Below are 19,082 nucleotides of genomic sequence, written 5' to 3' on the forward strand. Positions count from 1 at the left end.
AGCGCGTGCTCAGCAGCGTACTAACGGTCGGTCACAGGCTTGGCTCCTTTCGGACGAAGAGAACGGCGCCGACCTGCGTGTCAGCGCTGGCGCCGGTTCCCTTCGGCTTCGAGGGACGCCCAGCATTGCCCTCAGGGGCGCCGTCCCCGAAGCGCTTACGGGGAAGGACCGTGGCGGCGAAGTGTTCTCCTGGCTGGTCTCGCCCCGAGGCCGGTTCGACTTCGACCACCACAATGCCTGCGGCGTCGACCGCGAGCATGGCGCCTATTGCGGCGAAGTCGGCAACCATCCGGGCGTGCGCAACCGTCCTTCGGGTATGTCACACCCGAGCCCCGAACCGTCCTTGACCTCGCTTAGTTGGGTGCCCTGCGGTCACGGCACCACCCCGGAGGACCCGGTCGGCTGCCGCGGTGCCCAAGTCCCCGGCCATACCGCATGCCTCGCCCACCTGGGCGACCCCGAACGCGACGCCTACCTGTACAGCCTGACCCCCGGCGCCGCCATCGACCACAGCGGCACCACCTTCACCGAACCGCTTCTGGACGCCCTCCTCAATGCCCTCCGCGACCCCACCACCGGATACCCCCGCCTCGGCGACGCCCGGTTCATATCGACAACCTTCCAGGGCGACGCCGAGTTCGATTTTGCGAGTTTCCAGGGCGAGGCCGTGTTCCGGTCGGCGATCTTCAAGGGCGACGCCGTGTTCGGGGCGGCGACCTTCCAGGGCGTCGTCGGGTTTCGGTCGGCGACGTTCCGGGGTGACGCCGTGTTCGAAGCGGCAGCCTTCGAGCGCGACGCCGAGTTCAGAGTGGCGACCTTCCGGAGCGACGCCCGGTTCTCGGGAGCGACCTTCCGGGGCGGCACGTGGTTCACGGGCACGACCTTTCAGGGCAACGTCGAGTTCGTGCGGACGGCCTTCGAGGGCGGCGCCCAGTACGAAGGTGCGACCTTTCGGGGCGACGCCGAGTTCGAAGCAGCGGCCTTCCAGGGAGACGCCTCGTTCATAAAGGCGGTGTTCGATCGGGCGGCCAGTCTCGGTCCGTTGGTGTGCGCCGGGAGAGTGATGTTGTCGGGGGCGGTATTCAGCGGCCCGGTGAACCTCTCGTTGGCCGCGCGCCGTCTGGAGTGCCGACGGACCCGCTGGTCGTCAACGGCCGAGATACGTCTGCGCTACGCCACGGTGGACTTCGCCCACGCGGTCTTTGAGTATCCCCTCACAATCGCCGCAGAGGCCGAGCCCTTCGTTCTCTCCTATGGACAGCCGTTGGCAGAGCAGACTCTTGCCGCCACGCCCGACGACGGGGTGCGGGTGGCCTCGCTGAGGGGGGTGGATGCGGCCCATCTGGTCCTCGCCGACATCGACCTGTCGGGGTGCCTGTTCGCAGGGACCGTGCACTTGGACCAGATCCGGCTGGAGGGCACGTGTTCCTTCGACAGGGTCCCGCCCCGCACGCACGGGCGGCGCTGGTACCTGCTGCGGTTCACCGCCCGCCGCGCCCTCGCCGAAGAGCACCACTGGCGCGCGAGCCGCGACGCGGCTGTCCGGGGCTGGAACGTGGCAGTGCTCGGTGCCGGACACATTGGGCCGGCGCAGCTGGCGCCGGTGTACCGGGCGCTGCGCAAGGCGTTCGAGGACGGCAAGGACGAGCCGGGGGCTGCGGTCTTCTACTACGGCGAGATGGAAATGCGCCGCCATGACCACACCGGCACCACCCGCGCCGAACGGGGACTCCTGCGCGGTTACTGGCTGCTGTCCGGCTACGGTCTGCGTGCTTCCCGAGCTCTGGGCTGGCTTGCCGCCGCCATGCTCGTCACCATCCTGCTACTTATGGGCTTCGGGCTCCCGAAAGACTCCCCGAAGCAGGAAGCGACCGGCACCGTGCCTCCTGCTGGCGGCAAGGTCACCTTCGAGATCGGCAAGACTGATCCCCAGAATCCCACAGCGGACAGGTACACCGGCGAGCGCTTCGACAAGGCCCTGAACGTCACGCTCAATTCGGTGGTGTTCCGTTCGTCGGGCCAGGACCTGACCACCGCCGGCACCTACATCGAGATGGTCTCCCGCGTCACCGAGCCCGTCCTTCTGGGCCTGGCTGCCCTGGCTGTCCGAAACCGCGTCAAACGCTGACCCAACCCGCCCACGGCCCTGGGCCGACGCAATGCCGCAGCCGCCGAGCACGGAAAAGCTGGTGTGACCGAGCCCGCCATGAGTCGCCGCACGGAGAATTTCAGTGCCCAGGTCACAGCCCTGCCCACTGAGCTCTTCCGTGCGGTCCGGCACCTCACCGTCCAGACTTCGCCTCAGCTCGTGCTACTGGCGTACGCGCAGGAGGCCGTTGAGCCCGGGCACAGGCGACGTAGGACACATGGCCAGCCGCGAGTCGAGAGCTGCCTCCCACTGCTCTGTCATCCCGGCCATAAGCCGCTTGCGCATGCCCGGCGTAACGTGGGCATAACGCGCCGACACAGAGCCGTCAATGTGGCCCATGCGCTGGTCCATCAGGACCTTCTCGGTGCCGAGGTCCTCCATCACGGTCCTGTGGGTGTGGCGCAGTCCGTGGGGTGTGAGGCCCTTCGCGATCGGGAGCCAGCAGGCGTCGGCCCGGTTGCCGGCGCCACGTCCCCGTACGGGGACGCCGGGCCACGGCTCGCCGAGCAGAGGCACGGGGCGCGCCTCCTGCGGGGCCTTCTTCGGGTACCAACCTGATACTGCCGGGGTGAACAGCCAGGTCCCGAAGCCGTTTCTGCGCCAGTGCGCCGCATGTTCCGCCACAACTCCGCCACGCACGAACCCGAGGTCGCTGACGGCCCTCTCCACCCGCATTCGGGTGGCCTCGGCGACGCGATCAGGGTGGTTGAGGACGTTGGACACCGTCCCAGTGGAGACCTCGGCCCGGCGTGCGACGTCGACAAGTTTCGCGCCCTGGTGCCCTCCGGTACGAGCCGCGCCCTGGCCACGGAAGACGTAGGTCCTGCCGTGGCAGGGGCAGGGCGTCGGCTTCGTGCGGGCGACGTGGTTGGCGACCAGGGCGGACAGCCAGTCCATCGAGTCGAGGGTGCGATAGCTGTCATCCTTGGGCGGGCAGCGCACCATCTCACCCGAGTCGAGCTCGTAGAGCTGCCACTCGACACGGACGGATCCGGCGCGAACGAACTCGGTCTCCAGGCCGACGACTTCGCCCCAGCGCATGCCGGTGTATCCCTTGAGCACCACGGCGACGAACTCGTCGTCGCGGCCGGACAGCAGGGCTGCCCGTTCGGCGGTGAGCAGGACGCCGAGCGGATCGGTGACGACCTTCTCCGGGCCTCTGTCACGAGAGCGGCCCGCGCGCTTGCCCCGCCCGCGTCGCCTGGTCGCCGGGTTCGACGTGATCAGACCTTCGTCGATCGCGTCCTCGAAGATCAGGTGGAACGTGGAGCGCCAGGTCTTCACGCTGGAGGCCGCGTACAGGGCCCTTTCCTTCTTCTCCCACCGGTCGACGTCCGAGCGCAAGATGCCGGCGAGCGCATGGTCCTCGAAGTCGGGGAGGAGGTGCTCCTCGATGTGGCGCTTGTAGTTCTGCATGGTCGAGGCTGCCAGATCCTGGGCCTCGTACCAGCGACTCGCGTACTCGCCGAACGTCTCCTGCCCCAGGGCGGGGTCGCGCCAGTCGCCACGTCGGTACTTGTTCTCGGCCTCGCTCGCCGAGCGTTGGGCCTCGCCCTTGGTGGCGAACTTGATCGTCTTGCCTTGCTCGTCGACGACCGTGAGGTGCTTGCCGGGAGCGGTCTTGTAGCGGGCACGCCAGTAGTTTCCGCGCTTCTCCGCGAAACCCAAGTGCGTTTCCTTCCTCTTCGGTGCGGTGTTCTACGCGGCGGTGTCGAATGCGGCTCGGTCGGATCGGCGCGGCGGCCTGGCGCGCAGGCGGCCGGAGGGTGCACCCGGCTCGGGTGCGCTGGAGCGTCGGGCAGGGGCCACAGGCGGGGCGTCGGGGGACGGTGGCCGCGCAGCGACGGTCGGTCGCTCCTCGTGGAGACGGATGATCTCGGCGAGATGGGCGGCGGTGAAACGGTAGGCACGACCCACTCGGGCGAAGGGGATCTGGCGACGGCGGGCGCGGTCCTTAACCCACCAGGCAGAGCAGCCGAGCACGGCGGCAACCTCGTCGGGGCGGTAGAGGCGGGCCGGTGCGACCTCGGCGCCTGTTTGCTCAGCCACGTGAGATCGCCTCCTTCGTGGTCCTACGGCGGAAGGGCGACAAGGCAGGGGGAATGGCCTCTTGGCGCAAGGGGGTTCCTTCTCTGGCGCGGCGGTGTGACCCGTGACGCGCTGGTTGATCGCTTGGTACGGGCGAGGTGATGTGAGCGGACGCTGCCGGGTGTTGGCCCACCCGGACAGCGCTGCGAGGGCTTCGCTAACTCGTCTCGGCGAGCAGCGTGAGCGGCGAGACATCGAGGGCGGCTGCGATGGCGACGAGGTCGTCGACGTCGCAGCGGCGCTGCCGGCATTCGATGCGGGACAGCATCGTGATGGTCATGGGACGGCCGAGCGCAGTCACCCGTTCGGCCAGCTGGCGCTGAGCGAATCCGCGCGCTGCGCGGGAACGGGTTATGGCTTGGGCGGTCAGCACGCCGGCCGGACCAATTCCCAGGGGGATTTCAGGCATGCGTCTGTTGTAGCTCCGCATTGCCGGTTTGGGTAACCGGCGATCTGCTGCTATGTTCCACGTCTTTTTTGTCAGATCTGGTCCCCCGCATCCGCGAGCGACGCAACATAGACCGGAATTCGGCGCTGTCCAAATCCCTGTGCTCGTCCGGAAGGAGCGCCGCCTTCGACTGCCCTGGCGTGGGTTGTTGCATCACGCGGTCATGTCAGACCGATCGCTGATGCAGGCAGACAGCGATTCACCAGTCGCCCCATTTGTGCCGCTTCTAGGTCAACCGCTAATTCGGGTCTACCGTTATAGGGAAGCCGCGCACGACGGCGTTTCGCCGAGAGCTGTTTGCTTTCTCGGCGGAATGCTGGACTTGTGCGGGGAGGGTGTGGCTGTCTTGGCCATGCAGCCGGAACACCTGGCGACTCCGGGAACATGAAAACCCCCGGCGGGCCAACGCCGGGGGTCAGGGAGCCCCTACCGATATCGCCCGTACCTGAACGATCAAGACGGTGGCGATCACAACGCCACCGGGTGAGGAACCGTCTATGCCCCAACAAGCTACAGCCCTCGCGGCCGTAGTCGCATCCTCGTCGCCGAAGTCGCCCGCTCTGCCCACGAAGGCGGGGCGATAGGCATGGCGCGGATACGCACGATCAAGCCGGAAGCCTTCATCTCCGAGTCGCTCGCTGCGGTGAGCGTCCACGCCGAGCGGACCTTTTTCGGCCTCCTCACCCAGGCAGACGACCACGGCCGTTTCCGGGACCAGGCTGCTGTCATCGCCGGCGCCCTGTGGTCCCTCCGCCCCGAACACGGCCCTCTGGAGGTCGAGGACGACCTCACACAGCTCGACGGCGCCGGTCTGGTCTGCCGGTACGAGGGTGACGACGGCAAGCGCTACCTGCACATCGTCACCTGGGCTCGTCACCAGAAGATCAACCGGCCGAGCGGCAGCCGCTGCCCGGCCTGCCCGCGCCATCAGGGAAGCCGATCTACCGAGCCGGCCTCGCCTGTTCACGGTGTCCTCCGTGAACAGGACGCGAGCCCTCACCGTGGAGGACCTGAGGGGTCCGGTGAATGCAGCGAGCCGTCCGTGAACCGGGAAGTTGCAGGTCAGGGCAGTTTCAGTGAACCCTCACCACAACGCCGGGAGATGGTGGTGAGGAATCAGGGTCCGGATCTAGGACCTAGGATCCTGGATCTAGGATCACCTCCGGTGGGGAGCGCAAGCGCCCCCGCGCCACCCGCCATCTCGGGCGCGATCTCGGCCAGGGACTTGGTCGGCGAGTACGTCGCATCCTGCGAGCACCGGCCGCCCAGCGACGTACTGGGTCGCCTCGGCAAGGTGGCCGGCAAGCTGCTCGGCGAGGGCATCTCGGCCGAGCACATCCGCGCCGGGATGAGCCGCATGCGGGCCAAGGGCCTGTCCGCGAACCTGCTGCCGAGCCTGGTCAACGAGGCCATGAATGCTCCTCAAGCAGCTGCTGCCCCGCACCGCGCGTGGACCAACCCGGCGTCCTCTGACGTCGAGGCGGCCTACGGAGGCCAGCTGTGACCACAGCCACCACCAGCCGGGAGCCGCAGCGCATCAGCTCCCTGGCAGCCCGCCTCGACACGATCCTCGCCGACCGGGGCATCGACGCGACCGCCGCACCCGCCGAGGCGCCTTCGGAGCGGGTGACCGCACTGGAACTGGCCGAGGCACGCATCCCACCTCGCTACCGCGACGCCCTCGCTGGTCACGAGCAGGTTGCCGCCTGGGTTGACGAAGTGGCCCTCGCCGCACGGCCCGGCCCGAGCGGCACCCGGGGCATCGCGCTCGGACCGTCCCTGCTGATCGCCGGCCCCACCGGCACCGGCAAGACGCACCAGGCGTACGGCGCGGTGCGGTCGCTGCTGACCGCCGGTGTGCGCCTGCGGTGGGAAGCCGCCACTACGGCCGACCTGTACGCCCGCCTGCGCCCACACGCCGGCCACGACGCCGAGCGAGACCTCGCCACTCTCAGCACCTGCCCGCTGTTGATCCTGGACGACCTCGGCGCGGCCAAGCAGTCGGAGTGGACCGAGGAGATCACGTACCGGCTGATCAACCGCCGCTACACCGACCTGCTCCCCACGCTCCTCACGACCAATCTGCCGACCGCCGCGCTGCGCGATGCCGTCGGCGACCGCGTCGCCTCCCGTCTCGCCGAGATGACCACCACCGTCGTCCTCACCGGCGCAGACCGCAGGCGCCAGCCCCGCGCCTGACCGCACGGCGTCGACCACCTCACCCCTTCCTCACTCCGCTCGCCCGCGTCCACGCCTGCCCAAACGGCGCGGCGGGCCACTTTGGAGACCCCTGCATGACGCAACTCGCCCTGCCCGCACTCGGACACTGGACCTCAACGTCTCTCACGCTTACCGCCCTCCTGGGCACTTCCACGATGCTGCTGGTCGGCTTCCTGATCTGCCGACGCACTACCCGGAACCGCAGCAAGCACCAGCCCGGAACGCCTGCGGTCAGGGTCGCCGCACTGGCTGCGGTCGGCTGTACCGCCTACAGCGCCGACACCAGCTGGCGGTTCGCCGCCGACTACCTGGACATGAGCGGTACCACCGAGCGCATCGCGATGTTCGCCGCGGCCGAACTCGCCCTCTTCGCCACGGCGCTGCTCGCCCGGCAGAATCTGCACGGGCCCAAGCAGGCACCCGGCCTGCCCGGAACCCTGACCTGGGTGATCACCGCCGTGCAGGTGATCCCCGCGTACGCCGAGTCAGGCGTGGTCGGCGGCACAGTGCGAGCCTTCGTCGGCCCCATCATGGCCGCCCTGCTCTGGCATCAGGCCATGGGCATCGAACTGCGCATCCGCACACCCGAGGGCGCTTCCCACAGCGTGCTCGCCCGGGTCGGGCGCGAAGCACGTGAGCGCCTTCTCTCCCGCCTCGGTATCGCCGCACGCGATCGTGATGCCGCGCAGATCACACGCGACCGGGCCACTCGCAAGGCCGTCGCCCTGGCCTCCCATCTTGCGGAGCGGACCCAGAAGCAGCGCGCCGGCTGGCGAGGTCGGCGCACTTCACGACGGCTTTCACAGGCCATCGCCCAAGCCGCAGTGGGCATCGACCAGCAGCAACGCGAACTGCTGCTGCAACAGCTCGCCGTCCGCCGTCACGCGGCAGCGCTGGCCACCATCGAACTCGAATCGCCCTGGACTGCTTCCACGCTGGATAGGGGCGCGACGCATCGCGGCGAGACGACGACGCTCCGGCGCGATCAGCCGAGTGCCGACTACGACTTGCCGGGCGAGGAGACCACGGAACACCGCACCTCTGGTCTTCGCTCCGAGCTCCTGCCTCCTCGATCCGTGCAGGACCGACTTCCCCTGCACGATTCGGCCCCCACTCGCGAGATCGCCGAGCCGACCCCAGAGGTCGACGTCCCCGCCGCGCAACGCTACGGACGTCCTCCCGGCGCCGAAATGGAGGAACTGCTCGCGATCGGCCGCAGGGCCATCGCTACGCACGGAACAGCCACGCGCGCCGTGCTGCGGAACGCCATTCGCGCGGCCGAGCTCACCATCTCCGAAGACCGGCTCACCGAACTCAAGGCCCTCCTGGCCGCAGAGCCGGACACCAAGAGCGGCATCCCGACGGGCTGACCGGATATCCGGTCAGCCCCCCCGGACGCCCGCACGGGGGCCCGTGGACCAGCCACTCCGTCTGGTCCACGGCCCACCTGATTCGCACCCCTACGCCAGACACGCACGGCCCTCCCCCGCGCTCTCCCACTCGGACCAGCGGGAGGCGGGGCTGCTGCCCGTCCGACGGCCTGGTGCGCTCTCCCCATCCCCTACCAGGAGCTGATCTCCATCCAGGACTCGTACCCCAACAGCCTCGTGCATCAGAACGCGACCCACCCCACGCCAACCCAAAGCGGAGCAAGTTGGAGGTTCGGACACTCCCCCGCAGGGGGAGCGTCCGAACCCGCACCCGCCCCGGGGGTGGCGGGGTCCGACCAGCGCCAGGGGGCGCCGGACGGAAAGGCTGCAACCGGGGGCGGATCGCAGCCGACTACGGCCGTCCGCAAGCGTCGGCCCAAGGGAAAATCGCGACCGCGCGACAAGAAGCAGCGTCCCGCCCAGAGCGTCCGCCTCAACGAACGCGAACACACAGCCATCCAGGCCGGCGCCGACGCCGTCGGCATGAGCGTCGCCGGGTTCCTCGCCCACTCTGCCTTGGCCGCCGCCCGCGACCAGACCCGCACCGCCGCAGCCATCGCCGCCGACCAGGACATCCTCACCGAGCTCTTCGCCACCGGACGCAAGCTCGGCTGGGCCGGCAGCAACCTCAACCAGATGACCAAGGCCCTCAACTCCGGCGGCGATATCGCCCGCATTGAGGAAACCCTCGCCGCCGTCCGCCACGCGGCCACCGCGACCAGGGCGGCCGTCGAGCGGATCAACAACCGGTAGAAAGACGAGACCGCTTGATCCCCCGCATCCACAAGCAAGGCAGCAGCACTCGCGGGCTGCTCAATTACCTCTACGGCAAGGGCACCCGCGAGGAGCACGTCGACCCGCACCTGGTCGCTTCCTTCGACTCCATGGCACCCGACCCCGGCCGCGACCCCTCCGCAACGAAAGAGGATCTCCAGCGGCTTCTCGACCAGCCACTGCACCTGCTCGACGAAGGCCAACGACCCGACCAGCACGTGTGGCACTGCTCCGTACGCGCAGCAGGCACCGACCGCATTCTCAACGACGAGGAGTGGGGTGACATTGCCCGCCGCATCGTGGCCGCCACCGGCATCGACCCCGGAGGCGTGGACGACGCGGGGTGCCGGTGGGCCGCCGTCCGTCACGCCGACGACCACATCCACATCATCGCCACCCTCGTACGCGAGGACGGCCGCCGCCCCAACCACCACCGCTCCGGCCAACGCGCACAGGCCGCTGCCCGCCTCATCGAAGCCGACTACGACCTGCACCGTGTCGCCCCCGGCGACGGCACGGCGCCCAAGCGCCCCACCAGCGCCGAGCGCCACAAGGCCGAACGGCAAGGGCACGAGCGCACAGCGAGGGAGAAGCTACGCGAGACCGTACGCACTGCCTCGGCCGGCGCTGCCTCCACGGATGAGTTCTTCGACCGTCTGGCCGCCGACGGTCTGCTGATCCGTAAGCGGATCGCACCGTCGGGCGACCTGCTCGGCTACAAGGTCGCGCTGCCTGACGACCGCAACAAGGACGACGAGCCGGTCTTCTACGCCGGCTCCACACTCGCCCCAGACCTGTCCCTGCCTCGCATACGCGAACGCTGGGCCCTTCACGCGGAGGCGGTCACCGAGGGTGAGCGTGAGCCGGTGCAGCCCGCTCTGCCACCGGTGACTCATCCCGCGTTCGCTCGGCGCCGGGCTGCTGCTGCGACCTGGCAGGCTCTGCTGATCATTGATCACGGTGACGACGGCATGGCAGCAGCGCAGATCGCTGCGGCGGGAGAAGTCCTGGACGCACTCGCCAAGACCTCTGCCGTCCACACGCGTGCTGAACTCCGGCAGGCTGCCTTCGCGTTCGAGCGGGCCAGCCGCTCCCACATCCATGCCGTACGCGGGCATGACCACGCCCTGCGACAGGCCGCCCACGATCTCGCCCACAGCGGCCCCGCCCTCGGCCGCGGCGAAGACGGAGCCACCACGGCGATGGTCATCGACATGGCCATTTTTCTCGCCATCACCGCGGCCAACTGGCACGCCAGGAAGCACCACGGCCAGCAAGCCGCCGCGGCCCGGCAAGCCGCCGAGCACCTGCGCGCCGCCTACCAGGCTGCCGCAGCCCACCCCATCGCAGCCCTCCGCCAACGTGGCCAGCGTCTGACGCCGCAGATCCGGCAGCGGCACGCCGATCTCCTGCACCACGCGCTGCCGGAGCTCGCGGATCGAATCCAGGGCGAGGCCGGCTGGCCCGCCCTGTCCGCCACACTCGCCGACGCCCGGCAGGCAGGCCACGACCCGGCCGCGCTGCTCGCCGAAGTCACCCGACGTCGCGAGCTCGACACCGCTGACTCCATCAGCGACGTCCTCGTCTGGCGCCTGCGCCGAAGCGCCCATCTGCCTGCCGCGCCCGAAAGCCCTCCGGCGACGACCGCCCGAAACAGCCGCCGCGCCTCGCCGTCAAGCCCCGCCACACCACCGGCGGCCAGGGCAGCGAACCACTCCAGCCGTCGGCCCTGACCCGGAAAGCGGGCGCAACATAGCCGACGATCGCCGGCTAGCCAAACCGCCGATTCTCCAGACCATTGATGTACCCCAACCGATCCGCGAGGAGCGCGACACCTGTATGGCCAATCCCGACTTCAATCCCTGGATTTTCGCCCTTCTCTGCGACTCGGACTTCCAGCCCCGAAAAAAGACCGGGACGTGGTCCCACCGCGACGGTCGCCCGTTCAGCAAGGAGGAACAAGCCCTTGCCGACAGTGCAACCCGCGCCGAAGTCGAAGAGCTGAGTGCGCAGCGCACGCGGTACATGAAGTACGTGCGTGAGATATGCGACGCCCCTGACGTCACACAGCGCTTTCTTGGCCCGTTCATGGAGCGGCTCACCGAGAAGAAGCTCGGAAACGCAGTCGAGCTCATGAGCGAGGACGAAATGGCGGAGTTCAATCGCCTGCTCGCCCTCGCGGACGAACCGATACGTCCGTTCACCCCTTACGCCTTCTGACACCGGGTGTGTCACTCACCGGCCGGAGCAAGAAGCTGACCAGGCGGAGCCTCGCCCTCCCGGTAGTCGCAGTCAAGGAAGGTCACACAGGAACCGTCTCTCCCCGATGCCCACGAGCTGACACCGCATCCAGCACATGCGCCAGCCCGCCCCGGTAATTGTCCGCCAGACACAGAAGCTGCCGCTGCGGCGCGAAGCCGGGCCTCCCGAACGGAGGCCCGGCTTCATCGCGCGGGAGTACTGCTCAGCAGGCAGGGGCACACAGGAGCCGGTCCCGTGAGCTCTCCGGCAACACCCGGCGTAGAACCGGTGCGGTGGAGCTGAGCGATGAGGCGAACGCGGCAACGAGGCCGTGCGGCACGCTGGAACTGAACGACGCAGCCCACAAGCACGGAGCACCCGCGCCGAGCTCGGCCCACGCCTGCCAACCCGCCACCCCCGGCACATCGCCCTCAACGATCAGGGCACAGGGATCGGCATCCTGGATGAGCGGTGGCAGCTCCCCAAGGCCGAGGCGTGCGGTGAAGGTGGGATGCATCGCCGCCGCATGCGGTTGGTCGGCGTCGCGGAGCCAACCATGCACGGACGCCGCATCGAGAACGGTCTCGGGGCCGGCGGCCGCGTCGGTCGGCTCACCGCATACATCGAGCGCGAGAAGGAAGTCGGCGATGGCCTCGCCGGGGATGCCGGAGGTGAAGTAGGCGGACCAGTCCGCGAGCGACCTGCTCGCATCCGAGCGGGCAGAGATCTGCCACGCGATCGGCAGCCCACCGAGGTGAAACGGTTCGTCCGACAGCGTCCACTGAGCCCACCGACGGGCGTCGGGACTGATGTGCAGGACGGTGCTGCGCAGGACCTGGCGGTCCTCCCGCGACTCCTCGAGCTCACGTCGCCCGCGGACGGTTGTCAGGCTTGTCCAGCCGAAGCCGGCGAGAGTGTCCGCGACGACGTCGTAGAGACATCCGTCGTCGCCGGCCAGGTGCCGGGGGCCGACCCAGTACGCAGGCAGTGCGCCCTGGTTCGGGGTGGACGGGTTGAGCTGAGGGTTGGGATACAGGGCGCCTCCAAGGGCTGGGTGCGGGGCTACTGACATCGTTTTGCTTTCGCACAGTCGGCTGACGGGCTCGGAGCGCCACCCGTCCATGAGCCAGGCAGCGCCGGGTCGGCTGACGCCGACTGCCCTGCCTACCGAGGAAGGGCGGTTTCCAGCACGCGCGTCACAGTGGCGGCGACGATGTCGGCCGGCGTCTCGGCGTCGAAGGAGATGCTGTAGCCAGGCACCTTCGTGGTGCCGGTGACGGCGATCTTCCAGCCTTCGCCGTCGCCCCCAGGGCGGCCGAGCGGAAACCAGCCCAAGTAGAACCGGCCGTCCTTCGAATTGACGTGGACGTCAGCGCGGTCATCCACAACCATGTGGAAATCCTCGGCAGAGAACTGATCCATCACGAGAGTGGGCTGGCCCGGGCCAAGCTGCCAGGTGCGCACTTTCAGGGACTCGGCGGCGGTGGAGAAACCGGAGCTCGTGGATGCGAAGGTCACGACGAATACCTCTCTGACCTGGGGTTCCGGAAGGTCGTCTACGTTGACATCCGTCTGCGCTCGCTGGCCAGTCCTTCGCGACTCTTTCCTGTCTGCCCCCGGCGAACTTGTTTTCTGACAGTGACCCCAGTCGCTCCGTCATCCAACCCGGTCGAGGCCGACAACGCCGCTGGCGTCGCCCGCCGCAGATCAGCCGACCGTGTCAGAGCCCGGTCGCATACTGACGCCCATGCAGATATCGGCGTACACACTCAAACGAGCCTGGCACCAGGTGGTCGCGGGCTCCGACGTGCTCGACGACGCGATGCTCCCGCCCACCGGCACCTCACCCGACCAGTACGAGCAGCACGTGGGCGAGCGGCACGGTCGTCTCTTCCTGGTCCTGGACGAAGATGGCACGGTGCGCGGCCACATCGGGCCCTACCGGGAGGTCTTCGTCACACAAGACCTGGATCAGGTGCTGTACTTCGCCGCCGAGGACGCGGTCCGCGCACTCGCCGAGCACATCGCGGCCCGGGCACCGGGCCGCGGCCCGGTGACCAATCTCGTCTCCGGGCAGGCCGAACTGCTGGACCGCATAAACCCCGCCTGGGGCAGACGATTCCGCAACGGCGGCATGGACAGTACACAGCCCTCCGCCGCGTGCGGACGCGACCCGCTGGAGCGCCTCGCCTGGATCGCCGGCAGTTGGCGCGAGCAGGACCCCTACACCCATCTCGCCTTTTTCCGCGGCGAGAACATCAGCGCCGAACAGATCGCGCTGCTCCACGGAGCCGACCCCGCACAGATCGCCGCCGGGACCCGTCTCGCGGATCTGCGCCGCATGGACGGCGGGACCTTCGACTACTGGGACATTGTCTGGGAGACCTGCTGCTTCGGGCAGGCCGGCGGCTGGGCGTTCCTGATGTACCACGAGACCCCCGGCCTCAGGCCCGATCCTGAGGCTCTCGCCCGGCTCGGCGTCACCGAGACGGTGCACCTGACCGCCACCTCCGCGAAGGCCATCTACACCTTCGACTACATGCGTGACGGCCGCCGTATCGACGACGACTGGGGCGTCCTGGAGCTGATCTGGTACGACCGCGGCCGCGCCCCCTACTTCCGAGGCGGCCAGCTCGACTGCCTCAACCAGGCCATACGCCGCGCCGAACTGGACCATCCCGAACTCACCAGCGAGTTCGAGCTGTACTTCCACGCCCTGGAGGACGCTTTCGGCCTCCAACTGCCCCGGCAGGACTTTCAGGACGGAATGGTCCGGGCCGCGCAGTGGGAACGCCGCAACAGTTGACAGTTCCGCACTGCGAGCTGCAGCGATTGCTCCCGGGCAGCCGGGCCTGAGCCAGTGATCAAGAGGGAGGGTTAGCCGCTGGGCGTGGGGCAATGGTGGAGACGATTCGGCGCTGCGGTGGCGACCGGAGTCGTGATGAGCACTGTCATGACGTGGGTGGGCGACATGACCTGGGGATGGGACTTCGCGGCCCGATGTCTGCTCATCTCGGCGGCTTACGCGGTGATGGGGCCCTTGGTAGCGCGGTCTCGGCGGAATGCTGAGGAGCAGGATCGCCACCACATGCGGGCGGTTCAGGAAGCGCGGCGCGATCGGCGATGACCCACGCCCTCGGGCAAGCCAGTCGCAACAATCGCGGTCATGACGTCGATGCCGAGTATCTTCCGCCAGGCCCTGCAGACTGCACTGGCCAGCCAAGAAACGGTGATCTCCCTGCTTCGCCATCAGACTGGCGCCGGCGCCCCTGAAGAAATCCCTGTGCGCACGGTGGACAGAATGCCGATAGTTGCTGCATGGATGCGATCGCCGCCGCGCGTGCCGTTGTAGAGGAAGACCACCCCGACGCTCAGGCTGCGTTCCTGGGCGGCAGCGTTGTGACGGCCCGCCGCACGCCGATGTCGGACCTCGACATCGTGGTGATCCTCCACGGATCCCCGGCCCCATACCGGGCAAGCTTCCGGAGCGGTGAGTGGCTGGTGGAGATGTTCGTGCACACCGAAGCGACGTGGCACTCGTACGTCGACCGGGAAGTGCGCAAGCGCCGGTCGCCGCTGCTCTGGATGTGTTCCGACGGGCTGTTGCTCTTCGACACCGATGGGGTCGGGGCGCGCATCGCCACTGAGGCTAGGGCGCTGACCTCTGTGGGACCGCCCAAGATGTCGGCTGACGAGATCGATGACTGCCGCTACGCGATCACCGACCTCCTCGACGACCTCGCCGGGAGCCCGGACCAGAGCGAACGGCTGTTCATCGCCACCGAACTGGTGCGACGGGCTGGCGAACTGGCTCTGAACGTCAGCGGGTCGTGGTGCGGAGGCGGGAAGTGGCTGGCCCGCCGTCTCAAGACGGCGGCGCCGGGACTCAGCGAGCGCCTGCACGATGGCCTACGTGACGTCTTGGCAGGGCGGATTGAGACTCTTGTGGCCGCCGTGGACGAGGTACTGAATCAGGCTGGCGGACGACTCTGGGTCGGCTACAAGCGTGGTGGAACTCTGTGAACGAGGTCAGCACGCGGCAGCAGGGGCGCATCGGAAGGTCGAGCGCCGCGCACCCATGGCCCTGCCTCGCGGAGGGGGATCAGGAAGGCAGGACTGCATCAAGGTGTTCCTGCACGGGCTCGAACAGGCCGTAAGGCACGTACTGCGGGATGTCTCCGTGGGTTACCCAAGCCACCTCAGCTACCTCCTCGGTGGACGTGACGTGGGCGACTCCACCCTCCACTTCACAGGCCGTATAGGAGATCAGTCGGCCCGTCATGGGGTGAATCCGCTCACCAAGCAACTTCACCGCAGCCACGTGCAGTCCTGTCTCCTCACGGGCCTCCCGCACAGCGGCTTCCTCTCGCGACTCACCCGGCTCAACCTTGCCGGCCGGGAACTGCCAGGAGAGCTGGCCCTCCCCGACCCGGCGGCGCACCATGAGGACTCGTCCCTCTTGGACGATTACAGCTGCGGCGACGCTCGGTACCTTCGCCATGCTCTGTGTCATCACGTTCACCCTTCACGGACGCCAGGACTTTCATCACAGACGTATCGAGGAGAGCCCTCGCTCAGCTGAGGGAAAGGAGCTTCCGAGTCGCCTCGGCGCACCCCCACGACAGCGTGACGCCGGCGCCTCCATGCCCGTAGTTGTGCACGACCAGGACTCCGTCCTGCCGCTCCGCCTCCACGCGGACCATGGAACGGGTCGGCCGAGCGCCGATCCGCTGCTCCAGAACGCGGGCATGGCCGAGGCGGGGTTCGACCTCGGCGCACCGGGCGAGGATGCGGGCCGCCGCTGTGTCGTCTGGGGCAAGGTCGCCTTCGTCGTCGATGGCCGTGCCGCCCAGGACGACGGTCTCTCCATGCGGATAGAAGCACAGCAGATCCGGCGAAGTGCCGGTGTCCTCGGAGAAGAACTCGGTCAGCCCCGGGTTGGCGACGACTACGTGCTGGCCACGAATCGGCCGCAGGTCTGAATCCACGGCCAGGTCACGGGCGCCCAAGCCCGCGCAATTGACGATCAGAGGGGCCGGGCCGACGTCCGCGAGCGAGGTCAGACGTCGCTGCTCGACCGTTCCACCGCCCGCTCGCAGCCGGCGCAGGAGATAGTCGAGATAGGCGGGCATGTCGATCAACGGCACCGTGAACCGGTAACCGGCCGTGAACCCGTGCGGCAGTTCGGTCGACTCGCACGGTCGGAACCCGGGCAATGTGGTTGCCCAGTCCGGTGGGGCCTCGGCAGTACGGGATGCCTCGATGCCGCTGGTGAGCCGGACGCCTGTGGCCTGGTCCTGGGACAGCTCCCGGAAGACTTCCAGGGACCGCTGTCCCCACCGGTCGACCTCGTCCTTCGGCTCGACCAGGTATGGGCCCCACATCGCGCCGGCGGCCAGCGAGGTGACACCGGGCACCTGCTCGGCGATCACGTGCACCGATACCCCGGCCTCGGCGAGAACAACGGCGGAGGTCAGCCCTGCCACCCCAGCGCCGACAACGACAACGCGCTCCCCTGCGGTCATGATCTCGACCCTAACGGCCGGGTGGCGTCGACGGAGCATGTCGGGCGAGTGCGTCTTCGAGGACCGGCAGGAAGCTGCGGACGTGCGGGTTTCGCTGGCGGCGGCGTAGGTCCGCCGCAAGCTGGTGGAGCAGCGCCGCGCTCCTAGGTGAACGTACGGCGTCAAGGCGGTCAGCCGCGATCTGGCCGATCTCGCAGGCCGCCTCCAGGTCTCCGTAGGCGCTGTGTCCCAAGGCCAGCCAGGCTCCTTCGAACATGGCCCTGCGCTGGCTGGGGTCGCCACGCGGAACGTCGTACGCCCCGGAACGGAGCATCTCGGTCCCTTGAGCGAGAAAGCGACGGCCCTTGGTGCCGCCGTCCTCCTTCTGCCGGGCGCGCCCCATCTGAACGAAGCCATAGCCGGCTTGGCAGTCGAGGTGGTTGTCGGTGAGGAAGTACATCCAGCGGGGCTCCTCCCGGCTGCCGTCTCGACTCGCGATCAGTTCTCGGGCAGAGCTGCGGGTGTGGGCGAAGTCGTTGTCACGGCCGGCGGCCGCATACGCGTAGGCGAGGCGGGAAAGGACGGATGCCCGGGCGGCAGGCGGGGCGGCTTCGCTGGCGCGGCGGGCTGCCTCTCCGAGGGCGATGGCATCCGCCGGATGTCCCCGGCTCGCCGCCTGGAAGGAGAGGTCGCCAAGAATGTGCGCGCACAGGGGCAGGTCGTTGACCTGATGTGCGGCTCGCAGCGCAGTGGCGAAGTAGCGCTGGGCCAGACCGTGATCTGCCGCGTCGAAGGCCATCCAGCCGGCGAGCTGCCCGATTTCCGCCAGCGCGCGGATGAGCCTGCTCGCCACAGCGGGCGGATGCCCGCCCTCGTGAATCAGTAGCCCCACAGCGCGGAACTGGGCACCGACGTAGGGGAGATGCCTCGCGCCTCCGTGTTCGTCGTCAAGCAGCTGGAGCATGGGCAGGTGCTGCTCGACCTGGTCGACGAGCGGATCAGCGCCGGGCGGCGGGGCCATCCGGGACGTGTACTGGCCTCGCCCTGCGGTTCCGTCGAGGTACTGGGCGACGATCGCCAGAAGCCCCGCGCCTGAGATCGCGAGGAATCGGCGTCGGTCGACAAGCCCTCCCATCACCCAGTCCTCCACGATCGCCTCCATGCCCTGCACGGTCCAGGGCCGTGCGAGATCCGTGTCCGCCGGGACGAGCGCCGAGGAGTCGCCCGCGCGGCCTTGCCACAGTTCGGCTACGGAGACAGCTCTACCCAGTTCCTGGGAGAGCACATAGGCAGCCATCATCGGTAACGGCGAACGCGGCAGCGAGCCGCCGTCCCTCCAGTGGTACGGCGCGGACTCGGCGACGGTACCCGCTCCGAACACCCTGTTGAGCTTTCGCGCGAGCGCCTTGGGACTCCATCCGAGTTCGTCGAGGCACCGCGACAGCTCGGCGTTGGGTCCCCCTGCTTGTTGCCCCACGTTCGCCCACCTCACGTCCCCAGCGGTTCGTCGACCGCCCCACGCTCCTCATGGTGATGCAGACCGCAGCCGAATCACCTGCGTCTCGTGGAAGTTGACCGAGTTGACCCACTGATCGGGTGCTGCCCGACCGGTCTCCTCCGGTGTTCTTGAGTCACGACGGAAGGCGCCGCCTTCGACGCCGGCGGAGAGAGAGGTGGGCCTTGAGACACCACACGAGCACCTCCCGAGACCGTCCGGGCAGCGTGTTGGAGCGCGGCACCGGGCATCCGGGCTCAGCGCCACTACCCAAGCACTCCGATCGCGGCGGCACGACCACGCTGATCACGGATCTGCCGTACGGACTGAGGGCGGCCGATGTCGCTCGGAAAGCCGTCGCGGTGGCACTCCACGGCACCGAGGCTGATCTCCTCGACGACGCCCGACTCATCGGGTCGGAACTCGCAACGAACGCCTTCGCCTCGGGAAACCCACCCCTGGTCCTGTGCGTAGACGTCAGGAGCTCGGCCGTCGACGGCCTGGAGGTCGAGATCACCGTCACCGACGGAGGCTGCCCTGACCTGGCACCTACGTCTCCCCCGGGTCCCCAGGAGGAAGCCGAATCGGGACGAGGCTTGGTCATCGTCGACGCACTGGCCGATGCCTGGTCCTTGAGTATTGGTGCCCACGGAACCCGTGCCTGGTGCCGGCTGAAGCGCCTGGCCAGCCCGTCGCCTCCCGGTACGCACTGATGCTCACGTCCACGAGACCC

18 protein-coding genes are annotated in these 19,082 nt (G+C 68.5%); 10 read left to right on the forward strand and 8 right to left on the reverse strand.

Annotated elements, in window-relative coordinates; all coding sequences use genetic code 11:
* The first annotated feature begins 316 nt into the window (after positions 1-316).
* Entirely contained in the window at positions 317-2,128 is a 1,812-nt protein-coding gene (locus OHT61_RS14940; RefSeq protein WP_329043265.1) for a pentapeptide repeat-containing protein, read from the forward strand.
* A gap of 183 nt (positions 2,129-2,311) precedes the next feature.
* Here the strand turns inward: OHT61_RS14940 and OHT61_RS14945 are convergent, their stop codons facing one another.
* The 3 genes from OHT61_RS14945 to OHT61_RS14955 all read right to left on the reverse strand — a co-directional run bounded on the left by OHT61_RS14945 (position 2,312) and on the right by OHT61_RS14955 (position 4,646).
* Positions 2,312-3,817: a LacI family DNA-binding transcriptional regulator gene (locus OHT61_RS14945; protein ID WP_103538260.1), complete on the reverse strand. Its 1,506-nt coding sequence runs from the start codon at positions 3,815-3,817 to the stop codon at positions 2,312-2,314.
* Between the two features lie 30 nt (positions 3,818-3,847).
* A complete protein-coding gene (locus OHT61_RS14950; RefSeq protein WP_329038681.1) occupies positions 3,848-4,198 on the reverse strand; it encodes a helix-turn-helix domain-containing protein in 351 nt (116 codons plus the stop codon).
* 196 nt (positions 4,199-4,394) lie between these two features.
* Positions 4,395-4,646, reverse strand: a complete 252-nt coding sequence (locus OHT61_RS14955) for a helix-turn-helix domain-containing protein (RefSeq protein ID WP_032791520.1) — start codon at positions 4,644-4,646, stop codon at positions 4,395-4,397.
* 625 nt (positions 4,647-5,271) lie between these two features.
* Between OHT61_RS14955 and OHT61_RS14960 the strand changes: the two genes are divergently transcribed.
* From OHT61_RS14960 to OHT61_RS14985, 6 genes are all read left to right on the forward strand, one after another.
* Positions 5,272-6,189 carry a hypothetical protein gene (locus tag OHT61_RS14960; protein ID WP_329038688.1) on the forward strand — a complete coding sequence of 306 codons (918 nt, stop codon included), beginning with the start codon at positions 5,272-5,274 and terminating at the stop codon, positions 6,187-6,189.
* Positions 6,186-6,884, forward strand: a complete 699-nt coding sequence (locus OHT61_RS14965) for an ATP-binding protein (protein ID WP_329038689.1) — start codon at positions 6,186-6,188, stop codon at positions 6,882-6,884. The genes OHT61_RS14960 and OHT61_RS14965 overlap by 4 nt, the downstream gene beginning before the upstream one ends.
* A gap of 95 nt (positions 6,885-6,979) precedes the next feature.
* The gene (locus tag OHT61_RS14970; RefSeq protein ID WP_329038690.1) at positions 6,980-8,275 is read left to right on the forward strand and encodes a hypothetical protein; all 1,296 of its coding nucleotides are present in this window, start codon (positions 6,980-6,982) and stop codon (positions 8,273-8,275) included.
* 543 nt (positions 8,276-8,818) lie between these two features.
* Positions 8,819-9,088: a plasmid mobilization relaxosome protein MobC gene (locus tag OHT61_RS14975; protein ID WP_329038692.1), complete on the forward strand. Its 270-nt coding sequence runs from the start codon at positions 8,819-8,821 to the stop codon at positions 9,086-9,088.
* A gap of 14 nt (positions 9,089-9,102) precedes the next feature.
* Complete coding sequence (locus OHT61_RS14980; protein WP_329038693.1) at positions 9,103-10,842, forward strand: mobilization protein; 1,740 nt, start codon at positions 9,103-9,105, stop codon at positions 10,840-10,842.
* A gap of 106 nt (positions 10,843-10,948) precedes the next feature.
* Positions 10,949-11,329: a hypothetical protein gene (locus OHT61_RS14985; protein WP_329038695.1), complete on the forward strand. Its 381-nt coding sequence runs from the start codon at positions 10,949-10,951 to the stop codon at positions 11,327-11,329.
* Positions 11,330-11,573: 244 nt separating this feature from the next.
* Here OHT61_RS14985 and OHT61_RS14990 read toward each other — a convergent pair whose 3' ends face one another.
* Positions 11,574-12,422 carry a DUF317 domain-containing protein gene (locus OHT61_RS14990; protein WP_329038697.1) on the reverse strand — a complete coding sequence of 283 codons (849 nt, stop codon included), beginning with the start codon at positions 12,420-12,422 and terminating at the stop codon, positions 11,574-11,576.
* Between the two features lie 92 nt (positions 12,423-12,514).
* Positions 12,515-12,868, reverse strand: coding sequence for a DUF317 domain-containing protein (locus OHT61_RS14995; protein ID WP_329038699.1), 354 nt, complete (start codon positions 12,866-12,868; stop codon positions 12,515-12,517).
* 229 nt (positions 12,869-13,097) lie between these two features.
* Between OHT61_RS14995 and OHT61_RS15000 the strand changes: the two genes are divergently transcribed.
* Together OHT61_RS15000 and OHT61_RS15005 are read left to right on the forward strand one after the other, a co-directional pair.
* Entirely contained in the window at positions 13,098-14,156 is a 1,059-nt protein-coding gene (locus OHT61_RS15000; RefSeq protein ID WP_329038701.1) for a hypothetical protein, read from the forward strand.
* Between the two features lie 512 nt (positions 14,157-14,668).
* Positions 14,669-15,373, forward strand: a complete 705-nt coding sequence (locus OHT61_RS15005) for a nucleotidyltransferase domain-containing protein (protein WP_329038703.1) — start codon at positions 14,669-14,671, stop codon at positions 15,371-15,373.
* 79 nt (positions 15,374-15,452) lie between these two features.
* Here the strand turns inward: OHT61_RS15005 and OHT61_RS15010 are convergent, their stop codons facing one another.
* The 3 genes from OHT61_RS15010 to OHT61_RS15020 all read right to left on the reverse strand — a co-directional run bounded on the left by OHT61_RS15010 (position 15,453) and on the right by OHT61_RS15020 (position 18,331).
* Positions 15,453-15,863: an NUDIX hydrolase gene (locus OHT61_RS15010; RefSeq protein ID WP_329038705.1), complete on the reverse strand. Its 411-nt coding sequence runs from the start codon at positions 15,861-15,863 to the stop codon at positions 15,453-15,455.
* A gap of 61 nt (positions 15,864-15,924) precedes the next feature.
* Complete coding sequence (locus OHT61_RS15015; RefSeq protein WP_329038707.1) at positions 15,925-16,875, reverse strand: FAD-dependent oxidoreductase; 951 nt, start codon at positions 16,873-16,875, stop codon at positions 15,925-15,927.
* Positions 16,876-16,885: 10 nt separating this feature from the next.
* A complete protein-coding gene (locus OHT61_RS15020; protein WP_413251789.1) occupies positions 16,886-18,331 on the reverse strand; it encodes a carph-isopro domain-containing protein in 1,446 nt (481 codons plus the stop codon).
* Positions 18,332-18,711: 380 nt separating this feature from the next.
* Between OHT61_RS15020 and OHT61_RS15025 the strand changes: the two genes are divergently transcribed.
* On the forward strand, positions 18,712-19,062 hold the full coding sequence (locus tag OHT61_RS15025; protein WP_329043269.1) for an ATP-binding protein: 351 nt from the start codon (positions 18,712-18,714) through the stop codon (positions 19,060-19,062).
* The last annotated feature ends 20 nt before the right edge of the window (positions 19,063-19,082 follow it).

Origin of the sequence: Streptomyces sp. NBC_00178, from assembly GCF_036206005.1 — a bacterium.
GTDB lineage: Bacteria > Actinomycetota > Actinomycetes > Streptomycetales > Streptomycetaceae > Streptomyces.

Excerpts from the sequence above, each read along its gene's own strand:
- OHT61_RS15015 (WP_329038707.1), bottom strand. The coding sequence starts at position 16,875 with ATGACCGCAGGGGAGCGCGTTGTCGTTGTCGGCGCTGGGGTGGCAGGG.
- OHT61_RS14985 (WP_329038695.1), top strand. The coding sequence starts at position 10,949 with ATGGCCAATCCCGACTTCAATCCCTGGATTTTCGCCCTTCTCTGCGAC.
- OHT61_RS15010 (WP_329038705.1), bottom strand. The coding sequence starts at position 15,863 with ATGACACAGAGCATGGCGAAGGTACCGAGCGTCGCCGCAGCTGTAATC.
- OHT61_RS14940 (WP_329043265.1), top strand. The coding sequence starts at position 317 with ATGTCACACCCGAGCCCCGAACCGTCCTTGACCTCGCTTAGTTGGGTG.
- OHT61_RS14975 (WP_329038692.1), top strand. The coding sequence starts at position 8,819 with ATGAGCGTCGCCGGGTTCCTCGCCCACTCTGCCTTGGCCGCCGCCCGC.
- OHT61_RS15000 (WP_329038701.1), top strand. The coding sequence starts at position 13,098 with ATGCAGATATCGGCGTACACACTCAAACGAGCCTGGCACCAGGTGGTC.
- OHT61_RS14960 (WP_329038688.1), top strand. The coding sequence starts at position 5,272 with ATGGCGCGGATACGCACGATCAAGCCGGAAGCCTTCATCTCCGAGTCG.
- OHT61_RS15005 (WP_329038703.1), top strand. The coding sequence starts at position 14,669 with ATGGATGCGATCGCCGCCGCGCGTGCCGTTGTAGAGGAAGACCACCCC.
- OHT61_RS14970 (WP_329038690.1), top strand. The coding sequence starts at position 6,980 with ATGACGCAACTCGCCCTGCCCGCACTCGGACACTGGACCTCAACGTCT.
- OHT61_RS14990 (WP_329038697.1), bottom strand. The coding sequence starts at position 12,422 with ATGTCAGTAGCCCCGCACCCAGCCCTTGGAGGCGCCCTGTATCCCAAC.
- OHT61_RS14955 (WP_032791520.1), bottom strand. The coding sequence starts at position 4,646 with ATGCCTGAAATCCCCCTGGGAATTGGTCCGGCCGGCGTGCTGACCGCC.